Consider the following 16840-nt stretch of genomic DNA (forward strand, 5'->3'; position numbering starts at 1 on the left):
TAACAGATCGACACCATCGCATAACTGCACAGCAGCAGGCTGGGATGCAGGGAGCACTTCGGTAAATTTAATAAAAATTGACTTTTGGGGTTTTCCTCTTGATCTATCGTTTGCAAAATACCACAGGGGAGGTTAACGCATGATCCGGACCTGTCGTCATGTATACCCGAAATCGGAGAAAATCATGGGGGGAATTCATCCCTACTTTGAAATTTTATATGTCCTATCCGGAGAACTGTGTCTTCAATGGATGGGCGAAAGCTACTCATTTCATCCTCATTCACTGGTTATTATCTATCCCGATACCCCGCACCAGGTCGCTGCTTTATCCGAGAACTGCAGCTTCTGGTTTATTGAATTGGAAATGAAGGACCCTAGTCTGTTTCCGTCATTGGATACCTGCATCACGTGGAACCGGCAACAAGCTGCTGTAGCTCTGGTTACCATCGAAGAACCGGCTTACGGGGTCACTCTGAGCCTGCTGACTGCGACCATCCTATCCGGTAAAATCGAAACCTCCGACTACTATAAAGAGCTGGCCGTGCTCGATATTCATAAGCTGCTCATCATGATTAAGGCTGCCGGGAATCGGGAAACACCTGCTTTATCAGAGCCGTCGACAGCTCATGAATCGGTAATATTTTTAATGCGTTATATGGAGACCGAATACGCCAAGCCTATTTCCTTAAAAACAATGGTTGAGCTCACTCATTTTAATCCATCGTACCTGATCCGGATTTTTAAAAAAATCAATGGCATCACCCCCGCCCAGTATTTGCAATCGCTCCGATTGAATGCTGCCGCCTGCTATTTATCGACAACCGGGCTGTCTGTAGAGGAGATCGCTTTATGCTGCGGTTTTCAAAGCATTCATTATTTCAGCCAATCGTTTAAGAAAAAGCTGGGGGAAAGCCCTTCCCTATGGAGAAAACGGCTGCGACGCAATGTTTGATTTAGATAGTAGTAAGTAGATGACGTTAGCAATGAGTGAGAATCATTTTTCAAATTATCCGTTAAGCGAGGATATCGTCCGGTTAGTTTGTGATAAAAAAAAGCCTTAGCGGTTGATATGCGCAAGGCTTCTTCGGCCATGCATCGGTGCGGCAAACAGGTTCTTAAAGGTACATCCTTTACATATTTCTTATGCTAGGGTGAGATTGCTGCGAATGGGGGCAAGGAAAATTGGTTCTATATAAAAAAGTGAACATCGACGGGTTGGATATCTTTTTTCGCGAGGCGGGGCATCCGAGTTGTCCGACCATGGTCCTACTTCATGGTTTTCCGAGCTCTTCCCATATGTTCAGGGATTTAATTCCTTTGCTGGCGGACTGGTTTCACGTCATCGCTCCCGATTACCCCGGATTCGGGAATAGCAGCATGCCTTCCACGAAAGAATTTTCCTACACCTTCGAGAATCTTTCCCTCGTCATCGAGAAGCTTCTCGACAGGCTCTGTATTCCTCGTTATTTCTTGTACGTCCATGATTATGGAGGGCCGATCGGATTTAGGCTGGCCGTTCGCCATCCGAACCGGATTCTCGGATTCGTCATTCAGAATGCCGTTGCCGACGTTAAAGGGCTTGGACAGCCATTCGACCTCTTTAAAGCACTGTGGGCGGACCCGAACCCGAAGACAGTAGCGGCATTTTCCACGCTGACCTCCTTCGAATTTACGAAAAAGCAATATTTAACGGGAGTATGCAACCCCTACCTGGTTAGTCCCGACGGATATTCGATGGACCAGTTCTTCCTAGATCGCCCTGGCAATGGGGAAATTCAGCTGGCGCTAGGCTACGATTACCGGAAGAACGTAGAGCAATATCCAGTCTGGCAGCAATATATGCGAATCTATCAGCCCCCGACGCTGGTCGCCTGGGGCAAAAACGATTTTATCTTTACGTTGGAGGGGGCTCTTGCCTTCAGCAGACATTTAAAATATATCGAAACCTGTTTTCTGTGCGGCGGGCACTTCGTGCTGGAGGAACAAAGCCCGCATGTATCGGATTTGATCAAGAGCTTCTTTGCGCGGGTTTGTTAATAGTAAGGAGGAAAAAGTAAATGGCAAAGCGAAAATCAACTGCACCTAAAGTAAAGAAAAATTCATCCGAAGTGGCGCCCCAGACTGAATCAGGAAAGAAAATAATGATTAGCTCTACACCCGATTCCTCAAACAAAGGAGGGGCTTCTGGAGCTTACAGCAACAGCGCGATTGCAATGATGCCACCTGGGCAGTCGGTCCCTACATCGAAGTTGGAACAAATCCTAGGCATTAAGATTGCAAGGGCGATGCAGTCCGGTCCACGACACATCACCAAAGAGGCAACCGTTGCAGAAATGGGGGCAGATGGAAAGCTTACGATCCTACGTCATGGCACCAACCATTGGATCTGCTTCCCTGGAGATGAGAATCAGATCGGCAATCCCCCTATGTGTGCCGATCCCATGGGCTTGCAATGGATGATGGACATCATGGCCAAGAAACCGCAGCCCACGAATACGGCTCCAGGCATCATCTATATGCTGTGTGGAGCTACGCAGCATAGCAACACCGATCCGTTCGATAGAACAAGTCCGGCAATCCCGATTGGTCCGCACTGGATGATCATTTGGCCTTTTGACGCCAATAGGAGCGGCCTGCCCAATACAGTCCGAGATGCAGGTGCCTGGGTGATGTTCGATGGCACACCTTACGCCTATCTGCACATCTGCGGCACACCTTGGGAAGGGAACGTGTACAATGTGGCTATCCCGGGTGATCAGGTGCCGATCTGGACCATGGTGTATGGCTCGCGATCAGAGCCTTAATGTTGACAGTATATGCGGGCGCATGTGGCATACTTGCGCTCACCCTTACTCATCTTTTGGTATCTGAGCATTATTTTAATTAATAACAAAAAGTCCTCCATCTCCACATGTTTAGATTCAATGCCACAAATCAATAGGAGTTACCCCATAGCTTCCAAACATAATTTTGGACAACTGCAACCTATTCGAACTGACCTCCGTCTGTTGTATTGTCAAAATGATTGATGCCAAATTACAAACATCAGAAGGAGCTTAATGATATGAAGCAGAAACTAACTGTATTATTAACTTTGGCTGGAATTCTTGGGACGACGGCTGTAGTTGGAGCGGAAGATCTGGTAGAAAAGGTTACTGGTTACTTACAAAAAGATGTAAAGATTATTGTAAAAGGACAAGACAGCTCGCTTACGCCTGTCTATATCGATGGAAAAGCATATATTCCAGTACGTGACGCTGCGGCTAAGCTTGGTTATACGGTAAATTACGATGAAGCGAACAAAGAGATTGAACTGAATGAGGCGGCTGACTTGATGCGTGCATCTGGTGTGATTGTGAACGTTCAGGCTAAGGAAGACGGTAGTGTCCGAATTGAGCTGCTTGGCAGCACATGGGTCATTTTGACTGCGGACAAATCGACTGTCATCAAAAGCCTAGACGGTAAAGTGCTAACTGCAGCCGATCTGAAAGCCGGTACTCAAATTGACGCCGAGTTCGGGCCAGCCATGGCGATGAGCTATCCGGGTCAAGCGCAGGCTGTGAGCATTAACGTTCACGCAGATCGCTTGGTTAAAGAAGATACAATCAAAGAAGTGAAACAAACGGATGATGGATGGCAAGTTCAATTAGGCGATAGTCTGGTGCTTAACGGCGGTAAAGAAACTCGAGTTATGACATCTCAAGGCGAAGCCTTGAAATGGGAGGATCTGAAAGCCGGCACGAAAGTAAAGGCCTACTACGGTCCATTTGAAACGAAAAGCCTCCCTCCACAAAGCCCAGTATTCCTCCTTGTGGTTCAGGCTCAAGCACCTGGTATGGGTACTCCGAAAATGTCGCCGGAGACAGCGCAGGAATATCGCAACTTGGCATGGTCGCAAGTGAAGGAACAAGCGGCCCATATTACGACTAAGCAAGACGAAGCAGCTGTCCAGATTGTTTCCTCTAAAGAAGTTGGCGTCCTGGCTTCCACAGACGAGCAGAAGAAATTGCTCGCAGACGTTCAAGCAGCGAACGGCAATTTCGTGACGGTTACTTACAACACGGACCAAGACGAGCTGCTTGGACCGTTGACAGCTGTGTTCGATTTTAACACGAAAGCTTTTATCGGTTTCAACGCTAGAAGATAAACGATAGCTCAGCGGCCATGAAATTCAACCACAATTGAATTTCATGGTTTTTTTCTTTTTCAGATGTACAATCAAAATTCACCAATTGAATTGTTCCACCCTCCGATAATTCGGTGTGCTCCTTTTCAATACCGTGGCAATCTCCATCACTGTAATAATGGACCTCCCGTCTTTCAGCTGAACCTTTTCTGCAAATGAAAGCTTCCCCTACAATTTAATCAACACTTCCGTGCCGTCCTGAGCCTGGACATCGACCAGAACCGTTCCTTTGCAACGCTGCAACTCCTTGATGAGCTGCTTGAGCGCTTGCTTCGTGCTTCGGTTATCGAGAATCGACAGCAACAGTTCATTCCCGAACCGGCTGCTGTCCGAATCGAAAGCATGCTCCCGGCTAGAGTGCCCACCCGCACGTCCACCGTGCTTGTTCAGCCAATCCTTCATTATGCGCTGGACTAATTTGGAAGTAAGGATAGCGCTCCCCATGCTTAATACGGCATAAGGGACCGGAATCGTAAAAGCATGCTCCTTGCTCTTAACCCTCACAATCATCATGACCCATCACTCAACCACTACAGTGACGGTATCCCCTTCACTGGAGCGGATGTCAATGATTTGCCCGTCAAGCTCGTTCTCGATAGCGTCGATCAGCAGGTCGATATCGATATCCTTCACATATTTCGCAGCTTGAGGAAGATTCGAGGCGATGCTGTGCCCCGCTCCGAGAACAGCCTTCACCAGTTTAATCGGCAAATTGATGTTGACATTATCATTCTCTTGGGATGTTACGCATATTTTCAATGTTTTGTCTAAATAACCGCCGGATGCCGATGACAGTTTCTTCGAATAGTCTGGTTTCCCCAGCACCTGCATGGCTTGCGTTGTATAAGATGTTTGCTTCTCCTTGAGAGCGTCAATCAATTCTGAAGCCTTGCCTGAATCAATTTTGCCTTCCTGCATCATGGACAGCACTTTGCTGATTTCTTCTTTCATTGCTTCTTCCTCCTCGTTATTCATCCTTCAACATTTTGACCGCTTCATCCGCGGTGATTTCGCCATTCTCCAGCATGGAAATGACCTTCTTCTCATCGACTTCCGGCTTCTTCCGTGTATCGTAACCGAGAGCCGTAATGATATCATTGAGCTTGCCGCGTACCGTCGGGTAAGATATGCCGAGCTCTTTCTCCACTTCCTTAATGTTGCCCCTGTTCACTAGGAAGGTGATCACAAAATGGAGCTGTTCAGGCGAAAGTAAAGCCAGTTTTGATAATTCGAACTTGTTCTCAATCGTCGTTCGGCAATGTCCGCATTCCAGCTTGACGGCGTGCAGCGTATGGTTGCATACAGGACACTGTGTGATGATGGGATATTTCATACTCTTCTCCTTCCTTTTTCAAAAATTATAAATCAATATATTCAATTTGTAAATTCAATTAATTAATAATTATTAATTTCATTATTAACTATTTTAATTTTTAGATGTTTCGCTCAAGATTATTAAACGAATCCATTGGGATGTAGCCAGTTTGGGACACGATAGTTGAATAGAGCGCATCTAAAAAAGAAAAGGCAACCCCTAAAGGATTGCCCTAAAACTTGCCGTTACAGACAGCGCGGTGAGCCGTATCATAAAATCAGTCTTCGATTGCCTGGTAGACCGTGGTCCAGAAGTCGTGGATAAGCCTCGCTGAATCCGGGGTGGACATCCCGACCTGGGTAAGCAGGATTCCGGTGAGCTGGTTGTCCGGGTCGGCGTAGGTCGAGGTACCGCTTCCGCCATCCCAGCCGAACTGGCCGATGGACGCATAGTCACCGCGGTAGGTGCGCACCGCCATTCCCATCCCCCAGCCGCCGTGCTGCCCTTGGCCAAATGACACATGGACATTGTTGGCGGCCATGGCGTTTCGGGCGTCTTGTTGCTCGGGCGTGAGGCGGTTGGTGGTCATCAGCTCGACGGCTGGCCGGGACAAGATCCGTTCGCTCCCGTGCATTCCGTGATTCAGCAGCATCCGGAAGTAGGCGTGGTAGTCATCAACGGTAGAGACCAGCCCGCCACCGCCTCCCTGGAACGCCGGAGGCTGGCTGTGGCGTCCCCCTTTGGCCTCGTCCCACACGATGAACTCTCCAGTCTGCGGGTCGGGGGCATAAAGGGGCGGCAGCCGGTCGATCTTGTCGGCGGGCACATGGAAACCGGTGTCCTTCATGCCTAGGGGGGCGAAGATGCGTTCGCGCAGGAACGTCCCAAACGGCTGGCCCGTGACCCTGGAGACAAGCACGCCGAGTAGATCGTTGCTGATGTGGTACTGCCAGCGCTCTCCAGGCTGATGCATCAAAGGAAGGGCTCCTAAGCGGCGCATCCACTCGTCCGGCTCGGGCATCGGCTCCGGTAGATCGGGCGTGAGCCCCTGCTCGAAGATCGCGCCCATGATCGGAGTGCCGAGCGACGTCATATCCATGCCGAGCCCGAACGTGGAGGTCAACAGATCCCGTACGGTGATCGGCCGCCGCGCCGGCACGGTGTCGTCCAGCGGGCCGTCGATCCGCTTCAGAACTCGCCGGTCGGCAAGTTCCGGCAGCCACGTCTCTACCAGGTCATCCAGCCGCAGCCTGCACTCATCGAGCAGGACCATCGCCGCCGCCACCGCTACCGGCTTGGACGTCGAGGCCATCCGGAAGATCGTGTCCCGGCGCGTCGGCGCGCCACCGTCATGGCGCATCGTGCCGATCGCTTCGACGTGCGTCTCACCGTACCGGCTGACCAGAGCGACGAGCCCAGGAATCTTCCCGGACTCGACATGACGTGCCAGCACGTCGCGCATTCTGCGCAGCCCTGTTTCAGAGAAACCGCTGCTCCTCGATCCAGTTGTAATCTTCGACTTGTTTTGCATGTTCTTCCCCTCCCTCAGATAACCGTTACTTTTGACAAATCGGCACCAATGCCTTTAAGGGCGGCATAGGTCAGCTTATCTATCATCGCGCCGTCAAAACAGATGGTTTTGATAGCACGGTAATACTTATTGGTCAAAGCAAAGCCAGAATGAAAAGACACATTCTTGAGTGTGGCTCCCCTGAACGAAACTTCGTTCAATGCCGCCTTGGTAAACTTAACGCCGTTAAAGGTTTGCCCGTCAAGACATAGACCACGCAGATCGGAGGAATGAAAGTCAACGCCGTCAAACATACAGTTTTCAAAGATCGTTTGTCTAAGGTCGGTCATGGTTAACTTGACATCGGTCAGCTTTACATCTTTAAATTTTGTACCGGCCAACCCCGACTTGCTAAAGTCGGTACGTACGAGAATGGATCTATTGAAGCTCGAATCCGAAAGGTCAATTGTAGTTAGGATGCAGTCCGTCAGATTTGCATTGTCAAAATTAGCTTCACGCACATTGCTGCTCGCAAATGTGCTGCCTGTCAAGTCGGCCCCTGCAAAGTCGGATCCCTGCAGCGAACTTGCTGTAAATTTTCCTTTATGCGCGATAACGCCTGCAAAATCGCTCTTTGCTAGATTACTCGCGCTGAGATTGGTCAGCACCTGCCGCTCCAGCGAACGGGAGAGATTTGCAACCTCCTGTACGGTTTCCTCAATGTCTCCGATGCTATCAATCGTCTTCTTAAACGCAGTGTCATCATCCATGCCCTCGGCTTTCAGTTCTTGGTACCGCTCCTGCAAATCGGAGAGCAGGTCCGCCTTTAATTCGGTAACGCTCTTCACTCCGTCGTATGGCGCAAAAACCCCATTCAGATAGTTCGTCAATTTCTCATTCATAACATCAAGTCTCCTTTATAATAAGTTGTCTAGCACACGCTTGGCGTACTCCCAAATGCTCTTGTTGCGATCGTAAGTTTCCTTCCTTGCCCTCCTCGGTAATTCATAAATATTTGCGCCTTCCGCCTTGTGACTCATCGCCCCAATGCGACTCGATATCTCCGTCAGCCTCAAGCCTCCGTACGCTCGAATACATCGTGGCTTCCTTTAATTCGTACTCGCCGTCTGAACGCTCGGCAATCAGCTTGACAATCTCGTAGCCGCAGCGGTCAGCTTCGGATAAGTGCCTTAAATTATCGTATCCGTATGTCCGTGAAGCAGGTCGGATGTGATTTTGTTCTCTATCATGTAATCACTCCCACAACTGCATGATACGACACATTACTGTGACTGTCAAGGTAATATTTTAAATTTACTACTTTGCCTATAAAATATTTCGCACAATCACGCGGCACCCAATCGATCTATGATTTTTCTCCTTGCCTCGCCCGTAAAGCACAACATCAACAAGTTTCGTTACGCTTATCGGCAGCAGCAACAATCCAGCGGTGGTTCCGGATACAAATGGCCAGAGTTCGGTCGTCAAACTAAAAAAACAACCTCCGCCATATATAGGCGAAGGTTGTCTCCTGCTTATGCATTAATAAACAGCAAATACTGCAGCATCCGCTTCGGCATGACCGGCATCGCTGCTCTCCCTTGCAGCATCCGAAGCGGCGAAGCACGCTATTCGATTCGAAGCGTTGTAACCGATTCAGCACTCAACACGTCAAAGCAGCAACTTGTTTTAAACCGCTGCTGCTTTATGTTTATTAAACACGAGCAAACAGAATTTTACACCGGACCGACTTTAGGCCATGAAAGCTCGATCCCGTGCTCCTTCAGCAGCTTTTGCAGCTCCGTCAGCTTATTCTTGTCAGCGCGAACTTCACGCGGAGTATAATCTTTGGCAAGACAAAACGCAGCCGTGTAGCCTGCGGATTCCCCAATATTCCACTCGACCGGGTGTAGCCGGAAGCAGCCGTTCGTAATATGGGTAGTTCCGATGTTTTTGCACGCGGCAAGAAGATTATTCATCCTTCTCGGAATTAGACTGCCCAGCGGGATTTGGAACGGCAGCGACGAGATGTCCAGGAACGTGCGCCCGCTCATACTCGGATGCAAATCGATTCGATAGCAGCCTATCCCGACTGAGTCGGCAAAGCTCTCCGCCCCCTCCTCGCCTCTTAGGGCGGCGCTGACATGCTGTTCAAGTACCGTAAACTCCGCCTTAATCCTTCGCGATTCGCGTATATAAGGCGCTTGGGCCATGCCGTCCTCGGTGCCCACAACATCCGGCCGCAATCGCAATCCGGGATAGCCTGCTTTCCCGTCCGGGCGGGGCGCTTCGGTTTGAAGCCAATACAACAGCGAATAGCTCAATTGTTTAGCCTGCCGCAGGTGCTTGTGCGATTCGTGGTCCGGCACATCATAGATGTTGCCTAGGAAGTAATCGTTCTGTGCCCAATTCACGAGCGAAATGTCTGACGAATAGGTTCCTTCTATAAAATTGCTTTTATCAATGATCCGCCGGTAGAGAAATAAAGGATATTTGTCCGTTCCGGGAAATAAGGCCTCTTCCGTTGGTTCGAGTGTCCTCGGATCGGGCGATACCCAATTCAGCAGCGGATTCGGCCATATCGGAGGTTGAAAGGATCTCCAGAATTCGTAATCCTTCGGCTTGTCAATCGTGTGATCCTCACCTTCGAAGTAATCCATTGCGAAGCAATAGGTGAAAGCTTGAATGTCGTGAGGATTGGCCGGCCCGTCCAAAGCGTGGGGCTCCTTCGTATCTCGCTTCGACTCGGCACCGGTCACATACTCCACACCGGTCAGAGGAAGCAGATCCCCGCACTCCGTTGCATCAAGGAAATATCGGGCGTGAATCGTCGTCTTATCCCCGCAAGCGTCCTGCACCGTGACTGCCCGCACCGAATCTCTTTCAACTTCGGCTTTGACCGCCTTCGTACGTGTTTGGATGATAAGCTTTCCGCTATTGACGTACGGAGCCAGCATCAGCTGAAGAACAGCGAGCATGGCTCTAGGCTCCGCGCATAGTCTGCTTACCCCTCCATTGCCGGGATTCAGGTAAACGGAAGAGCGGCCGGCATCGGACAACGGATAATAATGTCGGTAGTAGCTGCGCACATGATCTCTAAATTTGCGATAACTGCGCGTGCAGCCAAACTGCTCTATCCATGGATGCTCGTCCGGCGGAACCGCCTGGCTCGTCAACTGACCGCCTATCCAATCGCAAGCTTCGGCCATGTAGACGGTGTGTCCCATACCGCATGCTGCCAATGCTGCCGCGCAGCCGCCAACTCCTCCGCCGATAACGGCGATATCGACCTTCATTTCTCTATTCATCCTTACTTCCTCCTCACCTATCGGCTTCATTTCGATTTCATTACTTAGACGGCAGGAATTCGTAGAACGTTACCTGCTATTCCACGAAATTCCATTTGTAACCCAAAATAAAAAAAGCCTGATCTCTCAATCAAGCTTCCTTCCTTTGCTTACCCTGATTTAGGCCTATTGAAACGATTTCCCTAAACTTCGTTCAACCGCCATGATATCTATGATCTGCTTGCTGCCGGGACGTATCATGTCTACAACGTATACGTGTCTCTTCCGATTTATCTGTTAATGTCCCCCTTGAGAAAATGAAATGACGGTAACGTTTGCCGGCGGATGCATGCAGCCGCCTTTTTTGAATGTAACTATGTGAGCTTATTTAGAAGCTTATTCAGATAAAGTATAAAAACCGCTCCATTGATTAATATTATGAAAAAAATACCATTAAGGGGAAGATACCAAATGACACTACCGCATGAATCTTCAACCGGTCTCCCGCAATATCCTGAATCCTACTGGTTAGCTTCTTCCCGTATTCCTAGCTTTTCTAAGCTAACCCAAGACATATCCGTAGACACGGCGATCGTCGGAGGAGGCATATCCGGTATCGTTACGGCTTACATGCTCTCCAAGCAAGGGCTTAAGGTCGCATTGTTAGAGGCCGGACAAATCCTTAACGGAACCACCGGGCATACAACTGCCAAAATTACGGCCCAGCATGACCTGATATATGATGAGTTCATTTCTCACTTTGGCGAGGAAAAGGCTAGGCTCTATTACGAAGCGAACGACGATGCCTTGCGTTGGATTAAACAAACCATCAAGGAGCATCAAATTTCATGTGATTTTGCGGAAGAGGATGCTTATATTTATACGGCTTCCGATGACTATGTGCAAAGGATTGAAAATGAAGTTAGAGCCTATGGAACCTTAGGCATCCCAGGCGCGTATCTGGAACGGACGCCGCTGCCTTTTGAGACTAAAGCCGCTGTCGTGATGAAGAATCAGGCGCGGTTCAACCCGATTCCTTTTTTAACGAAATTGGTTGAGCAATTTACCGCTCAGGGCGGACAAATTTATGAACATACGACAGCTGCAGCAGTCGAGGAAGGTGATCCGGCCACGGTTACTACCCTTGAGGGTCATAAGGTTACCTGCCGTTTTGTTGTATCGTGCTCCCATTTTCCTTTTGGAGGAGGAGGATTGTATTTTGCAAGATTGCATGCCAGCAGATCTTACGTGCTGGGTGTGCGGACGGATAAACCTTTTCCCGGAGGCATGTACTTAAGCGCCGAAGAGCCCAAGCGTTCACTCCGCTCGGTGACGATTGACGGAGAGCCGATGATTCTTATCGGGGGGGAAAGCCACAAGACAGGACAAGGCATCTGCACCATCAAGCATTATGAGGCCTTGCAGCTGTTCGGTGAAGAAACGTTCGGACTCAAGGAAATTTGCTACCGGTGGTCGGCACAGGACTTGATTACATTGGATAAGCTTCCTTATATCGGGCCAGCGACCGCGGATACTCCGAATATCTTGATTGCCACAGGCTACAAGAAATGGGGTATGACCAGCAGCGTAGCGGCGGCTTTATTAAATGTCAAAACGATAACCGGTGAACACAGTCCTTATCAGGAGCTGTTCACGCCGTCCAGATTTTATGTGGACCCGAGTCTTAAAACATTTATTGTGGAAAACGCGGATGTCGCTAAACATTTGATAGCCGGTAAGCTCGATATGTCTGATAAGCTGCATCCTGACGAGCTGAACCGAGACGAGGGCGGCGTGGTAAGAGTGAACGGTAAGCGGGCAGGAGCCTACAGGGACGAGCACGGTGAGCTCTATATCGTGGATACGACATGCACCCATATGGGCTGCGAGGTGGAGTGGAACAACGGCGACAGAACATGGGACTGCCCGTGCCATGGCTCCAGATTCTCCTATAAGGGCGAGGTCATCGATGGACCTGCGAAAAAGCCTTTAAGCAAGGTCGAAGCCTTGTAGCCAGTGGCTAACTAAAAAAATGCCGGCCATAGCCGGCATTTCTTCATTTTGGGGCTTTTCCGGACAAAGGAAAAGCCCCTTCCGCCATAATGCTGTCTGCAGAAGAGGCTGCTCTTACAATAGCTTCTCGATCTCCTCATTGTAGAGCGAGCTCGCCGCTGCCAACGAGTTTATGAAAAATCTTCAGTCGATTACCTAAACCCGTGCAAGTTTATCCGGGTTTCGAACGGCATACATTCTGGCAATCTTTCCGCGTCGGAGCTGCATGAATAAAACGGCCACGGTTTCGTCCTTCGACCGGATTACGATACTGGTCTCCCCATTCAAAGGGACGAACTCGAAGTGAAAATCACCCTGAAAATTGGATCTTAGGCTGCGGATCCCATCGAGCAGGACTTGGGTCACGTGATCGCTCGTTTGTACCGGATGCCTGAACGCGATTGCTTTCCCGCCTCCATCGGCGATGAACATGACGTCTTCAGTCAACAATGACATCACATGTTCGACGTTCCCTTGCTCGAGGGAGGTGAGGAACCGGCTCACCCATTCCAATTCGACTTCTTCGGCCGCAACCGGCTCACCCTCGGATATGCCCATTTTGCTTCTTGCCCGGCTCAACAGCTTGCGGCAGTTCGCCTCTTGCTTGCCGAGCAGTTCCGCGATTTCGGGATAATCGAAGCCCAGCGCCTCACGCAGGACGAAAACCGTCCGCTCTGTCGGCGTCAGCCGCTCCAATAGTACTAGCATGGCATACGACAGCAAATCGCGTCGGACGACCTTCGTTTCGATCGTATCCTCCTCAGACGTCCTAATTGGTTCGGGGAGCCAAGTGCCCACGTACATTTCCCTCTTCTTCCGTGCCGACTTCTGCAGATTGAGGCAGTGATTGGTCACCATTTTGCACAAATACGCCTTCGGTTCCTCCAGACGTTCGGGATGTACGTCGCACGCCTTAACAAACACGTCCTGCACCGCATCTTCCGCGTCGGCAGCGGAGCCTGTCAACTGATATGCCAGCGTGAACAGCAGCGCTCTATATTGATCGTACAGTTCCTCCATCCGCCATCTCACCTTTTCCTGATGTTGATATTGGTATCTAGCTGCTATCGTAGCATACTGCCTTTATCCCATGCCAGCTGCCTGATTTTCCACCCCAGCTTTCCCGTGATGATAATATTCAGTCCCCATTTGCGTCCCCATACAAATCCGCGATTCTCCCCCAAGCCGATGCAGAAGAAATCCAGTATCGAGCTGGCGGATGTGTGAACCGGCGCGGGGCGGCCCTCCAGATCGGCCATGACGATTTTCCCCAGTCTATCTGCCTGCAGCGCGCCTTCTCCGGCCCTCATCAAATCGGTCTTTCCATTTCTCGGATCGACGATTCTCGCACAGTCTCCGACGCTGTATACGCCCGGCGCCCCTTTGACTCGGTAGCATTCGTCCACCAGCACTTGACCATCGGGAGTAAGCGGCAAGCCCATACTTCGTAGGGCAGGATTCGGGATCAGACCAATTGTCCATATACATAGGCCAACCGGAAGACAATCGCCATTACTGAGCTTCACCGCTCCTGCTTCCGCCTGCATCGCCTTTCGATTGTAAAGTACTTTTACGCCGTATTCGCCGAGAAACAGATCCAATTTCTTTCCTATTTTTTCCGGCCCTTCAAGGAATAATCGTTTTTGTCCGCTCAGCAAATAGACAGAGATGTCGGACGGGTTCAGTCCTAGCGACGATGCTTCCTTCTGCATCTCAAGCGCCAGCTCGGCGGAAGTTTCTACTCCGCTGATGCCCGCTCCTACAACCGCAATCGTCATCAGTCGCTTTCGTTCCTCAGGGTCCGTCTCACCGACAGCTTTCCGCAGGTTAGTGTGCCAGCGCTCCCGGATGTTTACCGCGGCTTGCGGATCGGTCAAGGCGATGCCGCCCCGATCGGGTTCCAGCTGCCGAGCGATGCTGCCGACCGCCACGACCAAAAGGTCAAACGGCATTTGGGCATGATTTCCTTGCGCATCCTCATAACGAATCTGTTTTCCCCCGCTATCCACGGACGTAACCTTACCTTGTACGAATTCGACACCTTCAGAGAACGAGTAGTGCGTCCATGGAATCATAATCTCTTCTTGGCTCACGGCTGGCCTGAACAACAGCATTTTGCGCACATGACCGGGCTGCTTGTCGATCAGAACAAACCGGATCTGCCGTCCGTTCGCTATACCCCGGGTCTCTTCCATAATTGCTTTGAGCGAATGAAGCCCAACGTGGCCGCCTCCGATGATTACACAAGTCAAATCGTTCATCTTTCCTCAGCTCCTTATCGTTTTGCTCATATAACAACGTAAGCCTCTGATTTGTGACATCGAAAACGAACGAATGATAAATCATGCATGGGTTCGTTTAATTTTTGAATCGTTGAAAATTCACGAAGGTTCTGCAATACTATCTATAAAATTATGATTTAGGGGGGATCGATTATGGAAACCGTTGAGCCAAAAGCATACAACTCACAGGTCGGCGCGCTGGGCGCCATTGCGGCGGGTTATCGTCAAACTATCGGACTTAAATCGGACGGCACAGTGGTGGCTGCGGGTGATAATAAATATGGCCAATGTGATGTAAGCGGCTGGCGTGGTATGGTGGCGGTTGCAGCGGGGAATGCTCATACGGGTAATTCTCATACAATCGGTCTTAAATCGGACGGCACGGTGGCTGCTGTGGGTTGGAATAAGCATAACCAATGCGAGGTAAGCGGCTGGCGCGATATGGTATCGGTTGCAGCGGGTTGGCGTCAAACCGTCGGGCTAAAATCGGATGGCACGGTGGTGGCTGTGGGTCGCAATAATGAAGGCCAATGCGAGGTAAGCGGCTGGCGTGATATGGTGGCGGTTACGGCGGGTGACTGGCATACCGTCGGGCTAAAATCGGACGGCACGGTGACGACTGCGGGTAATAATCGTTATGGCCAATGCAATATAAGTGGTTGGCGTAAGATGAGAGCGGTTGCGGCGGGCTACCTTCATACCGTCGGTCTTAAAACGGATGGTACGGTAGTGGCTGTGGGTTGGAATAAGCGTGACCAATGCGATGTAAGCGGCTGGCACGATATGGTGGCGATAGCGGCGGGTAGTAATCATACCATCGGACTTAAATCGGACGGCACGGTAGTGGCAGTGGGTTGGAATGAGCATGGCCAATGCAATACAAGTGACTGGTGCGATGTGGTGGCGGTTGCGGCGGGTTGTGCTCATACCGTCGGGCTTAAATCGGACGGCACGGTGGTGGCTGTGGGTCGCAATAATGAAGGCCAATGCGATGTAAGCGGCTGGCGCAGCATCCTACTACCCGGCAAATAGTTTTCAATCGGTTCAGCACAATGTGCAGAGCTTCATCGGATGGTCCTCCTTATTTATGAACACAACAAGACGCACGAAAGCCGACTCCTGTGGATCGCGATCATGCGGTTCTTCAGCATTCCGAAATATTTACACTGTGAGTAGGTCCAACCGCCGGAACTATTTTGCTTGAGAATCCGGCAATATCAAGAGTACCCTTTAGCTTAAATTACACTTTTTCCGCGCTGTTACAATGGGCTGGTAATAACCTGATTCCGATGGCATAGACCATTCGATATCCGTGAACCCGGCTTTAATCAAAAATTGATCAAACTCTTCTCTTACTATAGCTCTGTATCTCGTTCTGTTATGTTTTGTTATCCATTGCCCATGAATTTCTTGTAGTAAAAAATGGTTTATCTGATAGATTTTCGCGTCATCTGACCAATCCCAGACCTGAAATACAATTCGTTTGCCGTTCTCGAAAATGCGTGGCTCTGTAGCTCTCGGCTTTTCTTTTACCAGCGCATCATAATCTCTTATAGTAATGATAAGAATGCCCTCATTTTTAACTTTTGAATACATGCTGCTTACAGCCAGATGTAAATCTTCATCGGTCAGAAGGTGCGGGATTGCATTATCTGCGGAAAGAACGACATCAAAAACTCCGGAAACATCTTTTTCTAATGAACGAAAATCAGCTACCCCAAAGTTTATCTCTACCCCGAACGATACCGCCTCTATTGCCGCTCTTTCTATGGATTGTGGACTTATATCAGTACCCGTTACTAGAAATCCGTGATTAGCCAACCCTATTGCTTGTGTACCGATACCACAGGAACAGTCTAAAAGCGAGGCACCCTCTTTGCTTCCACTCGCGAGTTTTGAATGAATAAATTTGCTTAAAACCTCACCTTGCCAAGAAATCGCATGATACCAGTCAACGAAAATAAGATGATAATCCTCCGCTAGATCATCATAAAAATCTAAAACAGACTCATCCAATATATTCACCACCTACTTGGTAGTTATAATCTTCAATGGTAATTTCGACAGTTCTCAATCAATTCCTTCCTTTTTATTCCACCGCCTATTAATAAGCTGTTTTGGGTCCGTAATTCTTTCCAATTGCTTTTGAAGACTTACTATTTAAATTAATAAACCCGCGGATGAATAGCGAAATGAAAGAGCAAAATC

At 49.6% G+C, this 16840-nt stretch carries 15 protein-coding genes and 1 pseudogene; 6 read left to right on the forward strand and 10 right to left on the reverse strand.

From position 1 onward, the window contains the following. Nucleotides 1-139: 139 nt before the first annotated feature. From DVH26_RS21425 to DVH26_RS21440, 4 genes are all read left to right on the forward strand, one after another. Nucleotides 140-952, forward strand: coding sequence for an AraC family transcriptional regulator (locus tag DVH26_RS21425; RefSeq protein WP_239625169.1), 813 nt, complete (start codon nucleotides 140-142; stop codon nucleotides 950-952). Nucleotides 953-1182: 230 nt separating this feature from the next. Next, entirely contained in the window at nucleotides 1183-2037 is an 855-nt protein-coding gene (locus DVH26_RS21430; RefSeq protein WP_239625171.1) for an alpha/beta fold hydrolase, read from the forward strand. A 20-nt stretch (nucleotides 2038-2057) separates the two neighbouring features. Then, entirely contained in the window at nucleotides 2058-2804 is a 747-nt protein-coding gene (locus DVH26_RS21435) for a hypothetical protein (RefSeq protein WP_239625174.1), read from the forward strand. A gap of 260 nt (nucleotides 2805-3064) precedes the next feature. After that, complete coding sequence (locus DVH26_RS21440; protein ID WP_239625176.1) at nucleotides 3065-4147, forward strand: stalk domain-containing protein; 1083 nt, start codon at nucleotides 3065-3067, stop codon at nucleotides 4145-4147. Between the two features lie 207 nt (nucleotides 4148-4354). On the opposite strand, the gene DVH26_RS21445 is transcribed toward DVH26_RS21440, so the two are convergent. The 7 genes and pseudogenes from DVH26_RS21445 to DVH26_RS21475 form a co-directional block, all read right to left on the reverse strand. Next, nucleotides 4355-4699, reverse strand: coding sequence for a hypothetical protein (locus tag DVH26_RS21445; protein WP_239625179.1), 345 nt, complete (start codon nucleotides 4697-4699; stop codon nucleotides 4355-4357). Between the two features lie 6 nt (nucleotides 4700-4705). Beyond that, on the reverse strand, nucleotides 4706-5137 hold the full coding sequence (locus DVH26_RS21450; protein WP_239625182.1) for a hypothetical protein: 432 nt from the start codon (nucleotides 5135-5137) through the stop codon (nucleotides 4706-4708). Between the two features lie 16 nt (nucleotides 5138-5153). Beyond that, nucleotides 5154-5519, reverse strand: a complete 366-nt coding sequence (locus DVH26_RS21455) for a DUF2089 domain-containing protein (RefSeq protein ID WP_239625185.1) — start codon at nucleotides 5517-5519, stop codon at nucleotides 5154-5156. Between the two features lie 259 nt (nucleotides 5520-5778). Then, nucleotides 5779-7032, reverse strand: a complete 1254-nt coding sequence (locus DVH26_RS21460; protein WP_239625187.1) for a serine hydrolase domain-containing protein — start codon at nucleotides 7030-7032, stop codon at nucleotides 5779-5781. 14 nt (nucleotides 7033-7046) lie between these two features. Next, a complete protein-coding gene (locus DVH26_RS21465) occupies nucleotides 7047-7913 on the reverse strand; it encodes a pentapeptide repeat-containing protein (protein WP_239625190.1) in 867 nt (288 codons plus the stop codon). A gap of 15 nt (nucleotides 7914-7928) precedes the next feature. Then, a pseudogene (locus DVH26_RS21470) lies at nucleotides 7929-8261 on the reverse strand (PadR family transcriptional regulator). Between the two features lie 486 nt (nucleotides 8262-8747). Next, nucleotides 8748-10319, reverse strand: a complete 1572-nt coding sequence (locus DVH26_RS21475; protein ID WP_239625193.1) for an FAD-dependent oxidoreductase — start codon at nucleotides 10317-10319, stop codon at nucleotides 8748-8750. A 450-nt stretch (nucleotides 10320-10769) separates the two neighbouring features. Here DVH26_RS21475 and DVH26_RS21480 point away from each other — a divergent pair, with 450 nt between their 5' ends. Continuing rightward, nucleotides 10770-12311 (forward strand): FAD-dependent oxidoreductase, encoded by a 1542-nt coding sequence (locus DVH26_RS21480; RefSeq protein WP_239625196.1) that lies wholly within the window; start codon nucleotides 10770-10772, stop codon nucleotides 12309-12311. A 195-nt stretch (nucleotides 12312-12506) separates the two neighbouring features. Here the strand turns inward: DVH26_RS21480 and sigJ are convergent, their stop codons facing one another. Together sigJ and DVH26_RS21490 are read right to left on the reverse strand one after the other, a co-directional pair. After that, nucleotides 12507-13370, reverse strand: coding sequence for an RNA polymerase sigma factor SigJ (gene sigJ / locus DVH26_RS21485; protein WP_239625199.1), 864 nt, complete (start codon nucleotides 13368-13370; stop codon nucleotides 12507-12509). Nucleotides 13371-13414: 44 nt separating this feature from the next. Beyond that, nucleotides 13415-14611 carry an NAD(P)/FAD-dependent oxidoreductase gene (locus tag DVH26_RS21490; protein WP_239625201.1) on the reverse strand — a complete coding sequence of 399 codons (1197 nt, stop codon included), beginning with the start codon at nucleotides 14609-14611 and terminating at the stop codon, nucleotides 13415-13417. Nucleotides 14612-14785: 174 nt separating this feature from the next. Here DVH26_RS21490 and DVH26_RS21495 point away from each other — a divergent pair, with 174 nt between their 5' ends. Next, on the forward strand, nucleotides 14786-15664 hold the full coding sequence (locus DVH26_RS21495; protein WP_239625204.1) for an RCC1 domain-containing protein: 879 nt from the start codon (nucleotides 14786-14788) through the stop codon (nucleotides 15662-15664). A 198-nt stretch (nucleotides 15665-15862) separates the two neighbouring features. On the opposite strand, the gene DVH26_RS21500 is transcribed toward DVH26_RS21495, so the two are convergent. Beyond that, nucleotides 15863-16648 (reverse strand): class I SAM-dependent methyltransferase, encoded by a 786-nt coding sequence (locus DVH26_RS21500; RefSeq protein WP_239625206.1) that lies wholly within the window; start codon nucleotides 16646-16648, stop codon nucleotides 15863-15865. Nucleotides 16649-16840 lie beyond the last annotated feature (192 nt).

The sequence above is a fragment of the Paenibacillus sp. H1-7 genome, from assembly GCF_022354825.1.
Classification (GTDB): Bacteria; Bacillota; Bacilli; order Paenibacillales; family NBRC-103111; genus Paenibacillus_S.

What these genes read in the sequence shown, in the direction of transcription:
- DVH26_RS21495 (WP_239625204.1), top strand. Translation starts at nt 14,786, where the DNA reads ATGGAAACCGTTGAGCCAAAAGCATACAACTCACAGGTCGGCGCGCTG.
- DVH26_RS21490 (WP_239625201.1), bottom strand. Translation starts at nt 14,611, where the DNA reads ATGAACGATTTGACTTGTGTAATCATCGGAGGCGGCCACGTTGGGCTT.
- DVH26_RS21475 (WP_239625193.1), bottom strand. Translation starts at nt 10,319, where the DNA reads ATGAATAGAGAAATGAAGGTCGATATCGCCGTTATCGGCGGAGGAGTT.
- DVH26_RS21465 (WP_239625190.1), bottom strand. Translation starts at nt 7,913, where the DNA reads ATGAATGAGAAATTGACGAACTATCTGAATGGGGTTTTTGCGCCATAC.
- DVH26_RS21450 (WP_239625182.1), bottom strand. Translation starts at nt 5,137, where the DNA reads ATGAAAGAAGAAATCAGCAAAGTGCTGTCCATGATGCAGGAAGGCAAA.
- DVH26_RS21435 (WP_239625174.1), top strand. Translation starts at nt 2,058, where the DNA reads ATGGCAAAGCGAAAATCAACTGCACCTAAAGTAAAGAAAAATTCATCC.
- sigJ (WP_239625199.1), bottom strand. Translation starts at nt 13,370, where the DNA reads ATGGAGGAACTGTACGATCAATATAGAGCGCTGCTGTTCACGCTGGCA.
- DVH26_RS21425 (WP_239625169.1), top strand. Translation starts at nt 140, where the DNA reads ATGATCCGGACCTGTCGTCATGTATACCCGAAATCGGAGAAAATCATG.
- DVH26_RS21480 (WP_239625196.1), top strand. Translation starts at nt 10,770, where the DNA reads ATGACACTACCGCATGAATCTTCAACCGGTCTCCCGCAATATCCTGAA.
- DVH26_RS21460 (WP_239625187.1), bottom strand. Translation starts at nt 7,032, where the DNA reads ATGCAAAACAAGTCGAAGATTACAACTGGATCGAGGAGCAGCGGTTTC.
- DVH26_RS21445 (WP_239625179.1), bottom strand. Translation starts at nt 4,699, where the DNA reads ATGATGATTGTGAGGGTTAAGAGCAAGGAGCATGCTTTTACGATTCCG.
- DVH26_RS21455 (WP_239625185.1), bottom strand. Translation starts at nt 5,519, where the DNA reads ATGAAATATCCCATCATCACACAGTGTCCTGTATGCAACCATACGCTG.
- DVH26_RS21440 (WP_239625176.1), top strand. Translation starts at nt 3,065, where the DNA reads ATGAAGCAGAAACTAACTGTATTATTAACTTTGGCTGGAATTCTTGGG.